At 51.4% G+C, this 15,673-nt stretch carries 9 protein-coding genes; all 9 read left to right on the forward strand.

The features are described from left to right. The first annotated feature begins 3 nt into the window (after positions 1-3). The 9 genes from K5880_RS14070 (at position 4) to K5880_RS14110 (ending at position 15,658) form a co-directional block, all read left to right on the forward strand. On the forward strand, positions 4-1,509 hold the full coding sequence (locus tag K5880_RS14070) for a hypothetical protein (protein WP_297653389.1): 1,506 nt from the start codon (positions 4-6) through the stop codon (positions 1,507-1,509). Beyond that, a complete protein-coding gene (locus K5880_RS14075; RefSeq protein ID WP_297653392.1) occupies positions 1,509-2,069 on the forward strand; it encodes a hypothetical protein in 561 nt (186 codons plus the stop codon). Before K5880_RS14070 ends, K5880_RS14075 begins: the two co-directional genes overlap by 1 nt. An 11-nt stretch (positions 2,070-2,080) precedes the next feature. Next, entirely contained in the window at positions 2,081-2,689 is a 609-nt protein-coding gene (locus K5880_RS14080; protein WP_297653395.1) for an FkbM family methyltransferase, read from the forward strand. After that, positions 2,686-3,264 (forward strand): sulfotransferase family 2 domain-containing protein, encoded by a 579-nt coding sequence (locus K5880_RS14085; RefSeq protein WP_297653398.1) that lies wholly within the window; start codon positions 2,686-2,688, stop codon positions 3,262-3,264. Before K5880_RS14080 ends, K5880_RS14085 begins: the two co-directional genes overlap by 4 nt. 168 nt (positions 3,265-3,432) lie before the next feature. Further along, on the forward strand, positions 3,433-4,086 hold the full coding sequence (locus K5880_RS14090; RefSeq protein ID WP_297653400.1) for a hypothetical protein: 654 nt from the start codon (positions 3,433-3,435) through the stop codon (positions 4,084-4,086). Between the two features lie 361 nt (positions 4,087-4,447). After that, on the forward strand, positions 4,448-4,912 hold the full coding sequence (locus tag K5880_RS14095) for a hypothetical protein (RefSeq protein ID WP_297653403.1): 465 nt from the start codon (positions 4,448-4,450) through the stop codon (positions 4,910-4,912). Beyond that, complete coding sequence (locus tag K5880_RS14100) at positions 4,905-10,052, forward strand: hypothetical protein (RefSeq protein WP_297653406.1); 5,148 nt, start codon at positions 4,905-4,907, stop codon at positions 10,050-10,052. Before K5880_RS14095 ends, K5880_RS14100 begins: the two co-directional genes overlap by 8 nt. A 3-nt stretch (positions 10,053-10,055) precedes the next feature. Next, complete coding sequence (locus K5880_RS14105) at positions 10,056-13,430, forward strand: hypothetical protein (protein ID WP_297653409.1); 3,375 nt, start codon at positions 10,056-10,058, stop codon at positions 13,428-13,430. A gap of 95 nt (positions 13,431-13,525) precedes the next feature. Beyond that, on the forward strand, positions 13,526-15,658 hold the full coding sequence (locus K5880_RS14110) for a hypothetical protein (protein ID WP_297653411.1): 2,133 nt from the start codon (positions 13,526-13,528) through the stop codon (positions 15,656-15,658). The last annotated feature ends 15 nt before the right edge of the window (positions 15,659-15,673 follow it).

Consider the following 15,673-nt stretch of genomic DNA (forward strand, 5'->3'; position numbering starts at 1 on the left):
CAGATGAACGTATTATCTGAAGTCAATCCTCTATCTTCGGCAGCAGTAGAGGTCTTTTACAACGGCTGCAAGCTGACGCCCGCACCGCTCATTGATTGGACGGTCGAGCCTCAGTTTGATGACGCTGGTGTACGTACGTCTGATCTCAACCGAATCACACTGACTGGCACAGTGCTCATTCTACCGTCTGGTAGTTACGAGCAAATGTATGTCAAGCAGGAGGAGCTTCGTACAGCATTCTCGGTAGACGAGGCAGACTTCGTGATCTTGGCTGGTCCTGCCAACAAGACTCTCGCTGAGGGCACGATCATCTGCTCGGGCTTGAAGCCTAAGGTGACGAGCCTCACGATCCCCGCTGATACACAGTTCCAGCGTATCGATTACACGGTTGACCTAGAGGATCAGGTAACGGTCTCGGGCGTTAGTGGCGTCACGTCGAGCCTAAGTGATCAATGGACGTTTGCTGAGGACCCGGATAGCTGCACGGTCAACGTGACCCACCAAGTCAATGCCGAGGGTATTGATGGTGAGTCCGATAAGTTCGAACAGGCTTTCCGTGCCGTCAAGGCTCGTCTCGGTATTGATAAACTGCCGCTGACCCTACCATGCTTTGTAGAGCCCAATGCTTCCGGTGCGTTTGGATTTACACACCCATCTGTAGCTGGCGGCGGACCAATCTTTGAAGTCTCTGTCCAGAGAGAAGAAGTTGCTGACACGGCGAATGGCACGTACTCAGCGACCGAGGTCTTCACTATTGTTAGTGGTGTACCATTCTTCTTCAACCAACGCACGGAGTCTTTCGAGGAGGATGCTGCTGGTGTAGCTACGGTTACTATTGGAGGCACGGTTCAGGGTCTAGGTAGAACGCTGTCGGCGGGTGAGCCGGATGGCGGGCCGGGATTTGCCCGTGCGTGCTCTGGCTATATCAACTCCGTTCGTCCACAACTCAAGTGGGACGCTTCTGGCGTCTACGAGAAGTACAAAGAGGGGAGTGCGGGCAGCGGTCTAGCACTATTCAACCCAACAGCCCTCAGTGTATCTCAAAACAAGTGCCGTGGCACGGTTGACTTCTCTATTACGTTTACAGACGATCCTAGTGCTAACCTACCGAGTGGCATTACAAGTGCGACCTGTAGCGTGTCTATTGTTGAAGGCACAAGATTGAAGGTGAGTCATACGATTCCATTCAGACGCCTAGGTAACATTGTTCAGGACATGAAGACTACTACCGAGGGTAGTGTTTCAATCAGTTGTCAGGCACAAGCAAAGAACACGGGGGATGCAACGTCAGATACGAACCGTGCGATTGAGTACGTGCAGGACGAAATCAATAGGCTCAAGGGAGTACATGCTAATCCTGCCAACTTTGTAGATATTCGCATCAGCAATCTCAACCAACAACTTAGTGATACTGACCTCACTAGCAACGTTACACTAGACATGGCGTTTGTTGTTGATCTCGCTAACGTTCCGGATATCAACTCCGACATCTCGCTGAGGACTCTATAATGGTTGACTTTCCCAATGTAGAATGGATCGAGCAAGATCCTGGGACAGACCCGTCTGGTCTGCGTGACCAGAAATCCGGTGGAGCGGGTTTCTTGCGAGTTCTAGATACCGCCGCTGGTGGTGAGCTGAATTACGGACAGTTGAATACGACTGGCTCTGGTGCGATCACCGATACCCATGTAGCCTACGCCAGAGTTGATGATTTTGGCGATGCTAGTGGTGTCTTCAACATGCGTATGTTCTTGAACAACATTACGTCATGGAATATTGGTACGTATCGTTTCTTAGAGCAGAAGCAGCAACACTTCGTTCCTAATCTGACACTCGACTCGTCTGCCGACAATACTCCGACAGTGGTGCCATCACAAGCCAATCTTTCAGGCACCATCACAGAACCAGAGTTTCCTCTTGGCAAGCCCTGGATGAGTGGCACTCTAGACAATGACGTTAGTCAATATGTGCATCTTGCAATTGAAGTAGGTGTCGATGTACCAGTCGGCACATACGGCGGTGCTGGTGCGGGCACGTTCCGTTACAGACTACTCTATGACTTCTCATAAGGAATGCGATCATGAGCAGCGGTGCCCAATACGACGAACGATCAGTCTTGTTGCGTTTCTTTGGAGAGAAGCGTGATGGTATTCTCGTTGAGGTGGGGGCATCTGATGGTCTTGAAAATTCGCATACCGAGTTTCTCATTCGGGAGCGGGGCTGGAGTGCAATCCTAATTGAGCCTCACCCACGCTTTTTTGAGAAACTGAGTGACAGGTACGCCGATAATCCAAACGTCATTACAGTACATGCTGGAGTATTGACGACCCCCGGCACTCATCGACTCTATCTCAACAGACAGATCTCTAGATTCCTAGAGAGTCCAGTGGGCTTTGATCACAGTGGTCATGCCGACGTTGAGTGTTTCACTCTCGCTCATCTCTGTGAACAGTTCGATGTTCCACGGCAATTTGATTTCCTGACGGTAGATGCCGAATGCAAAGACATCGATGTCTTACAGTCCTTCGATTGGTTACGATGGGAGCCCGAGCTAGTATGTGTTGAACACACTTATCCACAGGAGTTACACGCATTCTTCGCTGACAAACCGTACAGTAGATATCACAGAAACATTGGCAATACGTTTTTTGCCAAAGTGAACAAGACAGCCCACATCACGGACCTATGATTACCGGAGTAGAAGTTCCCAAAGACTTTGTGTTCGTGCATATCCCTAAAGTGGCTGGACACACGATTGGCGTATCTCTTCATAAGCCAGTGAGGTCTCATACGGTCGCAAGACTGCTTCGTGCTCAATCACAACCAGAGGCGTGGGAGGCGGCATTCAAGTTTTGCTTTGTGCGTAATCCGTGGGACCATGTGGTATCATGGTACAACTACCACTTCAATCGACACCGTGCGTCTATGTATAACTGCACATTCGAGGCGTGGGTTAAGGACGGACTGAAGACTCATTGGAAAAAGGACTGGTGTGGCGAAGAGGTTGCCAACGACCCGCTCAATCAACTACTGTATTTTCAAGATCTGGCAGGCAAAGACATTGTAGACTTCATTGGTGCTTATGAGAATCTGGAGGATGACCTAGCTTACATTAGTGGCGTACTTGGGAGAGATGGGATTACGATTCCACATCTCAACAAGTGTGATCACAAGCATTACCGTGAGTTCTACACTGACGAAACAGAGAACATTGTCCGCAAACGATACGCTTGCATCATCGAGAGATTTGGTTATGAATTCTGACATCCGACTACGCAAGGTAGGCGACCCTGAGCCCGAACGCAATGAACTTCCGCGTGGAGTGAAGGCGTTGATCATGGGCGATCAGGTGTACTTTGTACGTAGGATGGGCGGACATTTCGTGCCTCTTCCCGAAGAGGAGCAAGTAAGACTTAGAAAGAAGCATGTGACATGAGTGGTGGTTTCCCTGTAATCCGCGTGTTCTCCTGGGACACGGCTGAAATTGCGAGTCCTGTGGGAACACGGACGACGCCCGGGGGATCGTTTGCCTTCAAGAACATCGTGTCATCTGGTTGCTCGACTTTTGATCCGAACAATCCGTCCACCACATCTGGCGTACTGATGTTCGAGCAGACTCAGTTTGACCTTACTGATCCGCCCCTGCCGTCTCACCTAGAGTCTAAGGTGGCCGCCATCACTATCAATGTGGCCAACAGCGGGACAGCCGTTTCGGACATGCGTCTGTTCGTGGCGGACGACAGTGCGTTTCAAGGAAGTGCCGACGAAGGGCTAGATAGAGCCTTTGTCCAATTTGCAGCCAGCGGCAACTTCTGGGCATACCTGGGCGAAATGCCCTCGGGGGCCGTAGAGAGACTTCCATTGACTGTTCCGGCAGATCCAAACGTCTTCCGTCAGGATGGTGGCAATGCCCTCGTGGGGCAGGGCGATGGAAATTCATCTGAATTTGTGTACTTGAATCTGGTAGTACCCCTAGGATCCCCCCTGGGGACCTATGGCGTATGCGGTTCTGGCCTGCTCAGACTCGGCTTAGTGTTTACTTACTGGTGTAACGACTTCATTCTGGAGTTCGGGGACATTGGTTAGTGTATTATTGTATGAGGCCATCCCGGCCTTTCGGACGTTCGATAAACTGTAGGAGGTAAGCTATGGCTACTTTTAACGCTACTAGCAGCACTAACAACGCAAACCAAGTCCTCTGGGGCTGGAGCACGAAGCTCGTATGGCACACCGACCGTAAGGTGACTGGTGCTGCTCGCGGTGCGGAAGTCCAGGCTGTAGAGAACCTGGGTGTTGGTGTCGCTACGGGTGACCCGTTCACCCTGTTGACCTAAACCAAGGTCACAAACTGACTGATCTAGCGGCCTGCTGTCCTTTGGACGGCGGGCCGTTAGTGTATTCTGACAGTGAGGCATAGTCTCGGCTTAGCTTCTGGAGTAAGGACAAGATGGTAAAAGTTAGCTTCGAGCACGAAGGCAATTCTGGCCTTCTGTCGCTCACGACACATTTCGGTGACACCGTTGAGATTGCGTGTGACAAGCGGGACGACGAACAGTTCCGTTTGGGCGGCACAGCGGTCAACGAAGTCATTGTGTTCGAAGGGCTTGTACTAGATCTACCCTCTTCCCGTTTTAGAGCCTTTCGTTCAGAATCGGATTACTTCGAAGGCACGGGAGTTATGTCTCACGAGGAGTGGGACAAGGCCGACCTCCACTGTTGGGTGACTGAGTATTACAGTCTAGACATGGAAGGCAACGCCCCTGGCTGGTTCATCAGCAAGGCACCTATCCGTGATGCCCACTACCTGTTCGTGAACATGGACGTAGTAGATGGTGGTGGCAATGTCGTCAAGAGATATCGAGTTTCTCCCTTTACAGGTGAGCACAAAGTAATGGAGGGACTCCATGCCTAACTTGATCAATGACGGCAGCTTGGTCGGCCTTTGGCCGATGCATGAACCGAGTGGAACACCCACTTGGAAGAACTACTCGCCAGCATATGCGGGTCACCCGTCTGGTTTGACGTTTGATTTCCACGTTCACTTGGCGGACGTTAGTTCTACTTCGGACGATGATTCGGCAGCGAGTGTATGGCCTGGACTCGAAGTAATCCAGCAGCCGTTCTCTGGTGTGCAGATTCAGGGATATCGTGTGCCGGGTCAGCACGTATTTGCTGGGACGAGCCAGTCGTCACCGTGGAGCTACATGCTCATCATGGGCAACGGCACTCGTCACCAAAGAAATGCGAGCCTAAGTATTCCTGTAGCCAACAGCGGTTTTACTGCTGGCTTCTGGGTGTATCCCAATAGTGATGGATGGCCGACCGCTCATGCCGATGGTGGGTTTAGTCCTGTCAATGATAGTTGGTTCACGGGTTATGCACGCACTCACAATATCATGGGCCAATGGCGAGATGATGTTGGCTGGTACATGGGTGTTTCGGGTCTTCTTAGTGCTGCAACTCCTGTAAGTGCAAGCAAGTTTGGTGGACCACACCAGTTGCGTGCCTTCCTATTGGCGGACGTAGCTGCGGGCGTGCCGCCCGAGATTGATACGCCAATTGAATCGGGACGATTCACGCACCTTACGATGACGTATCGTTTTGTGGACGATAGTAACGATGAAATCGTCCTATACAAAGATGGTCGCGTAGCAGGTAGTGGTACAACTAACCGCAACATTTACATCACTTCTGCCGCCTCTGGACCCAATGAATCCGTACTGAACATCGGTGCCAGTAACGATGGTAGCTATGGTACAAGTGCTTTCGAATTCACTAGTGGTTGGGGTCACCTCATTTCTGGAGTATACAACTTCCGTCGTGTTCTACACGAGGGCGAGATTCTAGAAATGCATGAACGCGGCGGTCTTCAGCCAGACTTCAGCTTGCGTGACAATGTGACAGCCGTGTCTGTCAACGACCCTCACCTCTTGTCGTATGTCGAAAACAAGGGTCCTGGTTGGATGGATGCCAGCAAGAACGGCTACAGTTTCCGTTCAGAGAAGGACCCCGGCGACAGAGGCACACACTTTACGTGGGCTTCTGGTCCCTTCAATGCACAGCGACCGTACCAAGATGGTTCGAGCACATTCGATTACATCGTTTCGTCCAGTGGTGCGACGTATGATCTGGCCGCTGGCCCTGGCGGATTCACGGTATGTGGACATTTCCAACCGCTCGCCTTCAGTAATGATAAAGACGGCAGCCTAGTATTCAGTATGGGTTCTGTCTCTACTGCCACGGCGGGAGCAGCTACTCCCGCCACCGTGTCTACGAATACGATGGGCTTTATGCTGTCGTACTTCTTGGTTACTGGTTTTGGCGATAGATGGGGTTTAGAAGTATTCCCTGTTGGAGATGGTACTGATGGTCAGATGACCCTTCGTGCCGAAGGCGAAGAGGTTTTCCGCAGCACGAATGTCCACTATGGCATTGTATATGATGCGGGCAGTCGTGGTGTTGCTTTGTATCTTGATGGTTACGAAGCAGCCAGTGGTACACTGACACACGATCTTCAAGATCAGATGACGCGACTGGCTGGTAGTGGTTTCCCAGTCATTTTCATGAACGGCAATCAGAACCAACTGGTTGATAACTCTACCTCTAAGGGTGTCCACAGTAATGGTGGTGACGCGGGATCCTCTGGCCCCTACGCCATGTTCTCTCGCCCTCTCCGTGCGGACGAAATGCGTGCGATGGCACAAAGCGGCATTGACACTAGTCCGCTTTGGAGAACGCGACACGACCCACGACTCATGGGGTATTGGCCATGTGATACGGCTGACTTGGGTGATGTGGTGGGCAGTCAGGATATGGCCCGTGCTATGCAGCCCGTCTTGGGTACGTTGGTGCGTGGCGATACACTAACTAAGTGGCAACGTTCATATGGCGTTATTGGCGATTCTACGCCAGACGTGGATCTTTACCGTGATGATGGCACCTCTGTCATTGACCTATTCACTGGCGAAACCAGAACTGTTGTACCCGAATTGGACGGTTTTGGAAATCTTGGCATCAGTTCGGGTTGCTTCTCGCCCCAGGGTGCCTCTCCGATGGCCGGTGGTAATGCAGCCAACTCAGATTCTCGTACCTCGGCCACCAACCACAACGCACGCTATCAGCCAGCCGGTGAAGAAAGAGATTTGGCTCCGCAGAATCTCAACGAATACATCGTCTCTTTTGAAGTAACAGCCAGTGGTAATATTCCTGCGTTGGATGCTACGTCGCAGGGATTGAGTACCCAGCAACGTTGGTTCAATTCTAGACTGCACACGTTTGGAAATCTTGGCGTCTCGACATCAGATGGTGAATTCGCCTCATTCCTAACGACACAAAACGCCGACAATCCCGACCCCCTTGGATTTGATGCTGGTACTGGTGCATCGGGCGTGACTATTTGTTTCGTGGGTCGCGATGGTTCTAGCACCACAAACATCACGCCAGTCATGTCTGGTATTGTGCCGTTTGGTGTACCAAGCAAAGTATTGTTGCACGCGAAGTTTGATGAGCCCTACACGGTTGTTGGTTTCACTACTGGCAATACACCGATGACCGTTTCTCTATGGATTGATGGTCAGATGGTCAATCAGAGAACAGATACGGCTACCAGATGGCGTATGTGGTCTGATCAGTTCCCCGATGGCACAACCTCCGACTGGCTTCTTCAGTTTGGTGGTTATGCCGCTATTGACAATACTACTGGTGGCGTTCTAACTGATGGTGGTCTTGGCGACATCTACATGCGTGAGATTTTCATCATGCGTGGTGTCTTCGAAAAGGATGAAGTAGAAGCTCTCGCTGTCAGTGGTATCCAGAATCCGATCATTGCTGGTCGAGCTGGCCAACCTCCCACAACACAGGTTACTATTGCCGATAGTGCTCTAGAAGGCTATTGGAGATTCAATGGTTTCGACGGCAACGTAGGAGAAGTTTCCAATAGTCCTGGTGGCTCTGGTACTACAGATCTGAGTCTCAAGAATAATCACCTCGATGCGATTGGCCAGCGAGGTTACGAGCAGGACGGTCATACGGTTGGTACCTATGACATGCAGGGGCGTCAACGTGCGACACCTGGACCGCTAAGAAACTCTGATCTTGGCGTGCAATGTAGTGGCTTTCACACGATGGGTGTTCGTCCTGGTAACCAAGACAGAGATATGGCTCCTCCGTTTGCCGTATCTGGTGTGGCGTTTGATGATCCGGCTGCGGGATTCTCTGTTGGTTTCCTCATGTCGAAGCGTGAAGATTCCACTAACTCCGCTTTCGCTCAGACGATTATGTCCTATGGAACTTTGACATTCTCGCAGCCGAACGGCAACATCTCTGACACGACCCTTGATCCCAACCGTGGATGGGCTATCTGCATGGATGACTCAGAGTTCGTCAAGATGATCATCTCGACGGGTGGCAACATGTTCATGGATTCGTCCGCCAATGGTGCTAACTCTGGTCAAGTAGTTTGCGGCACGTCTGCTGCTCTTACCAATCCTCTGAGTGACCTTCGTGGTTGGGAAAACTGGCGAGAAGGTGACTATCGTATTCCCGCTCTTGATTACTGGTCTCACTGGTGTTGGACCTATGATCCGAGCATTAGTGGTGTCACTTGTTATCTCAATGGCAATCTTGTAGACAGGAGATTCATCCAAGGAGATCGTCCGGACGGTACTGGCCCGTGGCTGAACCCCTGGAATGGTTTGCAGGTTGCACCACAGGTGCCGGTGACTCCAGAGTGTCGTATGATCACCTTCAAGACGCACATGGCTGCTGGTGCATCTACTCCGGGTGGTGCTTGGGATTTCCGTCAGAACAGCTTTGTTGATCCGTTCTCGATGGTCACAGATGTCTTCTACTTCACGAGAGTATTGACAGAATCAGAAGTACGTTACATCGCTGAGAATGGTATTGATGATGCTGTGGGGACGCCTACCAGTGGTATCGTTGGTGGCTTCATTCATGGTCAGGACACTGGTTCTGGTATCATTGGTGGATTCTCATTCGGTCAAGATACTGCATCTGGCGTCGTCGGCGGTTTCATGCCCGGCGGTCTAGAGGGTAGTGGTGTATTTGGCGGCTACGTTTCCGGTGTTGTCTTTGGTGACGGCACGATTGGTGGTTGGATCCGTGGTCAGGATGACATGTCTGGCATCCTCGGTGGCTATATGCGAGGCGTAGACGTTGGTTCTGGCTCCGTTGCTGGTTACATTGCTGGTCAAGACGTGGGCTCTGGCCATTTCGGTGGCTTGATCTTCGCTGCTGAAGTTCCGAGTGGTGTCTTTGGTGGCTACATGCGTGCCGCCGATATTGCCAGCGGAGTCCTGGGTGGCTTCATGCTTGGTGGACTGCAAGGCAACTTCGAGTTTGATGCTGGTTTCACACTAGATGTGTTGGCTGCTGAAGACTTCGACGCTCAACTTGAGATTGCTAAGACGGTCTCGTCTGACTTTGATGCCAAGGTCATCATTTTCCAGGATGAGCTACCGCCCATTGTAGACATCATCGTGCCAGATGCTTCGGTCAGTGGTCTTATGCCGCCGTTCAACCAATACTTCGTAGCCAAAGCTTCGGGGCAGCAGGGCAAGACCATCGATTCTACCAAGTGGACATTCGGAGATCTTACACCCAGCGAGACGGTGGCCGAGAGTGGTGCTGGCTGCTATCCCGTTCAACACATGTATGCGTCGAGTGGATTCTTCATCGCTAAGTTTGAGGCTGTGGACTCTGATGGCCTACACGCTTCTGCCACACGTATCATCAATGCCGCCTCTGGTATTGACCCCGTGCTCGTTAGCCTGTCTGGCGTGCCGCGTTCTGGTGATGCCGAATTGATTGTTGACTTCACTACGACGGTAGACATCCTGCCGCCTGGAGTGAGTGTTGTGACTCAACTACTCAACTACGACGATGGTCAGACAACCATTTCGTTCAACCCAACCCACAACTATACTCAGCCGGGTACATACAAGCCGATCTGGTGTGTGAGAGATTCACGAGGAATCATTTGGTGCGATAGCTTGGAGGCAGGTAATGACTTCCTCGAAAGCGGAGGAGCATAAGGTATGAACATCATTGTATCAGATGGCATTGTCGTTAGTGGGGTAGGTGTACCCCTCAATGGCATTCCGTGGCCGTCAGGTCAGTTCAATGATAACGAACCCGGATCACAGCTTTGTGCTTTCCTTTCGTCTGTCAATGCAACCTTTGGCTTCAATCTAACGCCGCACTCGTTCCAGACTGAATGGGTGCCGTGTGGTGACCCGTGTGCATTTCACGGTGCATCCGGACAACTGCCCGACATTGGCCATAGTCTTGAGCTTTTTGTGGGCGACTTCTTCTTCCGTGGTAACATCACACACGCCGACTACACCACAAGTGCTGGTGGTACGATTGTTAGTGTGACGGTTGAGGATGACAAGAAAGAACTACGTCGTACCAAGATCCACACTGAAGACTTGGGCGAGGATGCCCCTAGTGGCATTGTCTCTGTTGCCCGTGCGTTCCGTGTGCTGAATGGTTTTGAGGTAGGGGCAACGACAACGCCGCACGACCCGAACATCAAAGAGTACCGTCGTATTCTACAATTTGGCGGTACGTATAGTCAGATCTTGGCTGCTATCGACCTACACTTCAACGAGGGCAAGTGCTCTATCCCCGTAACAGATCTACCCACCGTTGAGCAGCTAGAGAAGAATATTGGTGGCACCATTGACGCCATCCGTTTCCAGTTCAATTTGTCACAGCTTGACGAGGTACTTTCTCGTGTCCTACTAGACACTGGTTACGACTGGTACTGGAACATGGACGCTCAAGAGGTCAACCTCATCAATAAGAAGGCGATCTTCGATATCAATGAATCTGATATCCTAGATCTGGTTTCTCAGTTCGGTAGTGCCAGTGGTCTCAACGAGACTAAGCAGTTGGGTTTTGGTCAGGACGTTGTGCCCGACCCGACCCGCTTCCGCGTGCTTGGTGGACACCAAGAGGGGTTCATCAACTCGCACATCTTGAGTCCTATCGATGGTCTTGATACGTTTGCATTGGATGGCATTTCGACCATCAACAGTACACAGGCCGACGTTGTTTTCCAGCCAGCGTGGCCCAACCTAACTGTTGGCTTCTATGACGCCGATGGCTTCTATCGTTCATACATCCCGACAGAGAAAGAGCTTCAGCTTGCACTCACGGGCATTGAACAATGGACTTACTTCAAAATCTACCAGACTGATTCTGCTGGCGGTGATCCTCCGGGGTATAACCTACCATCTGATGATGGATCAGTTGCCGCTCAGCACCCATCTTTCCAGAGTCGTCTAGACCCAGTGATGCCTCTGGCCGGTCTCGCGACTGGTGCGGCTGAGTCTGGTATTCGCGTAATCAACAACCGTAGAGACGAGGCCCAGAACTGGACCATCTCATTCTACAACCGTATTCGCGACCACGCGGCTCGACACTATGGTCGTTCTTACGTTATCGAGGGTCTTCTCTTTGATACTGATGATGGTCTTTACAGACTAGTAGATGCAGCTTGGGCTAACGTAGAAAACCAAGTAGAAGGATTCAGTCTATCAGCCTCCGGAACTACCAACGGTGGTAGCGGCGTGTTCGTTGAGGACTATGAAATCAATAGGGATCTGGGGCCGATCAGTCCGTTCGTTACAGATGACTTCCGTGTCGGTGCGTACTGCCGTTTGCCGGAAGATACAGTCTATGGGCCGCAGGGAGACGACAACCCGGCGAGCTTCGGCAACTGGACAGAGGATGCACCACCGTTCAATCCGGCGGGCGACGGCAGTCACTATATCCCCGTCGAACTAACCATCGTCGGAAATCGGGTAATCAATCCTAGGAACAATGTAGATCTTTACTCTTTTGAAGACTATCCTGAGGGCACCCTCTGGTGTCAGCTTCCGATCAACGCTGGTCCGTCTGGTGGACTGGTATCTGACAGCGTGATTTCGTCTCTTGAGACACTAGTGACGACTAACACGAAGCTCACTGGTTCTGGTCTACTAGATGTCATCAATCCTGCGACCGTCTTGAACGTGTATGATTCTCTGTCGGGTGTCGCCATCCCCGTGCAGGCACGTACTCGTTATGGTCAGTCGTATCCGAGTCAGTGGGTACTTGGTGATCTTCACTACCAGCGAGATGAGGATATTCAGCTTGATGATCAGTTTGTGCCGTGGGCTTTCTCGCCCCTGGGTAGCGAGACCTCTCTACAGGTTATGACTGGTCGTGCGGTGCGTCGTGCGGAGGGTAAGATCGTCCCCAAGAGTTCGTCTCGATACGCCGACTTCAACCAAGTTGGTTTGCCGCTCTTGTCGTTTGATGCGTTCGCCCAACAGAACATTGGTCCGTCTGGTCTCTATGGAGAGATTAGCCACGGAGTCAGCGAGATCAATATCTCGTTTGGTACTGAAGGATTCTTGACACGCTACAAGATCCAGTCATACTTCCCGAAGTTTGGTCGCGAGGCTCCGCTTGGTGAACGTGTGCGTGCCATTCTCAATGGTATTCTCAACCCGATTGACTTCAGCGATCTCAACCTACTCAACCCGAACCCGGGTCCGCCGAGTGATCCGCAGTTGCCGGATGATCCATTCATTCCGCCCCTCTTCTTCGATGGTGAGGAGCGTGCTGTACGTGTGACAATCAACGAGGTCAATAACGCTTTCACGCTCTCCAGCTTGCCGGGTACGGAAGAAGATGAACGCTATCGTGGCATTGATCAAAACCTGTATACCAAACCGCCGAGTGCTGGAGGATCAACTAACCCCGACTTCACCGATGGAGCTATCTGCATTGATGGATTCCTGAATATTGGCGATGAGGCCATGTACCACACGGACGAGTTCGAACTCCCGGGTGGTAACACTATTCTTCGTTACTTCACTCAGGGTCGTCCGTTTGGCAATGGTACGATTGTTACCGTCGAACAGACCAACCCTTCGGATTCCACCCTTTATGATGTGACCATCGTAGACCCGACAGCACTAGCGACCATTGGTGAGGAACGTGCCATCTTTGGTGTTGAGGTGTTGAATGGTTCCGTGCAGATTGCTGACAAGACCACACTGGCTGTTCAGGGAGATGCTCCCGTAAGTCCTGGTCCTAGCAATGGCACAATCTTTATCAATGGCACCACATCTGATGCGGCTGGCGTCACACCTGTAGAGATCGTTTCGGTGACAAACCCCGGTACACCTCAGGCAGTAGCTACATGCAAGCAGCTTGGCTTGGATTCTGCTGGTGCATACTCTATTGCATCTGGTGAGATCTTTGGGGATGTGATTCCTATTCCGTTCCGTGAGTTTGCAGCTTCCGGCGACAGAGGGTTCCTATCGACACCGCTTGCAACCCCGAGTGGTGGATTCGGTAAGACTGGCCCTGTGAACTTCGTGGAGATCGTACGCCCGGCGTACCGTAACTTCTAATGGTTGTAGCATCTGGACAATACCCGTATGAGTATGATGTTCCGTTGCCCATCACTGGGCCTATCGGACAGTCTGGTAACATCCTGGAAGCAGCGATGTTCGTACTCAATGCAGAGATTCGAAAGTGGGGTAATGAGCCGCTCCAGTTTTTCGAGTTCAATCACTACATCCATCCTGATGTAGCTGGTTCTGGATTTGAACCCAAGGGCGATGGTTCTACTCTTGGTGGTGATGTTGCTGGTCCGTCGCTTGTGACCATTGATCATGTTGTCAAATTGCGAGATTGGCTTCGTTTCAACAATAATAGCCTTTGGGACCTGTATGGCGACGAATCTTCAATGGGGAGCTTCTCTCGTCAAATCATGGGGGAGTCGTGGTATACGACATCATACCCCGGACATGGAAGTGGCTTCATTGTGATCACCGACCTGGGGTTTGGTTTCTCAATTGGCAATGCTATTCCACTAAGACCAGAGCTTGAGGACATCACTGGTGGCGACGACCACATTGATACGGACATTCATTGGCTCGCTGGATCTGGCGTATTCTTTGATCTTGATATTGGGGAAGTTGTTTTCCAACCATTCCCGTTCCATAGTCGATTCAATCTATTCAGAGCTGGTGGTGGAGGCGTTCCGGGTTTTGGTAATCCGCGTTTTTCATTTGGTCCATACTTTCCGTCATTCCAGAAGACAGACGGCAGTATTATCTCTCTAGGTGGTAACGAATTTGCACAGGCTGGAGCTGGTTCTTGGAGAGCCCTCACTAACTTTGCCGCTATTGCATCCGGCAAGGTGCAAGTTGATGGTTATGCTATGCTGCCAGACACACAGTTGCGTCTCATTAGTGGTAACAAGAACCTTTCAACGTTTGGTGACACCATTAGTGCAACTAGCGACTTTACATTCTTTGAGGGTGGCCATAGAGAAATCAATAATGCTGGCACCAACGATCCGGCGGCCCGCACATATTGGACACCCCAAGCACAGGCGTCTGGATTCTACGCCAGCTTGCCATACACCCCGCTAAGTGCTCAGCCGCTCTTGGCCATTCCTTCTGGTGCGGCTGGCATGTTTCCACAGATCGATCATCGTCAAGCAATGACGAACCGTGGTCTACACAGAGCCATCAATGTCACTAGCGATGGCAAAGTGCTAATCGCCAACGTCAATGGTGCTTCGCAAGGGTACCAAGTGTTTGATGACGCGATCTGGATGAAGTCGTTGTCACGTAACCCCCTCAGTGGCGTCTCGAACTCGCCCTCGCGTGGTATTCTGCCGCTGTCGCCCTTCAATGGTTCGTTCATGTGGTATCGTCCTGCCGACCTCACGATTGCTTCAACTGGCACTAATCCATCGTTGTCTTCACAGTATGATTCGGGTGTGCCCACTGGAACGCCGGGTAACTTTGAGTGTCACGTTGGCATGGAGCCCATTGGAGGCGATGACATCCTCATGCTTAGCAAGGTTTACAATCAGGTCTTTACAGACCTTGGTGTTGGCGTTGGTGATCAATGGGACAACGAAGTGTTTTTCCAAAGGTACTCGGGACCAAGCATGACTCACTCAGAGATCAGCGTATCCTGGACCTTTGTTGGTGCGGACGATACTGAGTCTGGACCAGTTGACAACGCCATCAGCGACATGTTCTATGATGGCACTGACTATTGGCTTGTGGGTAAATTCTTGTCGCGAGTACATAGGTTCTCGTCTGCTTTTGCATATCTCGGCGGTTACCGTGGTGACATCGGCGGTAGACGTGCATTCATCGATGGAGAATATGTTTACTGGCAACACATGAACGGTGGTATTCAGGCTGGTGATCCACTTTTGACTGACCCCAACATGAGTGGGTTTGGTATTGGCAGCGGCATTGGCAAGTGGTCCATTACTGCTGATCCTGCCGACCCCCTTGCTAACACGGGTACGTTTGATCACGATTCAGCAAAGCCGATCATTGCGGAAACGACGATTGGTATTGCGGACACCGGCTCTCGTATTCACGATATCATTGAGGTCACCTCTGCTCAAGCCACCCATGTTACCCCCGGTATCTGGGTACTCATTCAGATCGGCAATTTCCCTGCCGCTTCCGACGACATGTGGATTCTCAGGGTAACAGAACAGGCTACGTTTTATCGCGTGGAAGAGGCAATCGATCTCAACTTCAGTGTGGATGACACGGACGATCAGTATGCCCTCGATCTCATCTTCCGAGACATCGATTAGTGTATTATCCTGTAG

Origin of the sequence: Hydrogenophaga sp. (assembly GCF_025699295.1) — a bacterium.
Taxonomy (GTDB): domain Bacteria; phylum Pseudomonadota; class Gammaproteobacteria; order Burkholderiales; family Burkholderiaceae_C; genus Hydrogenophaga.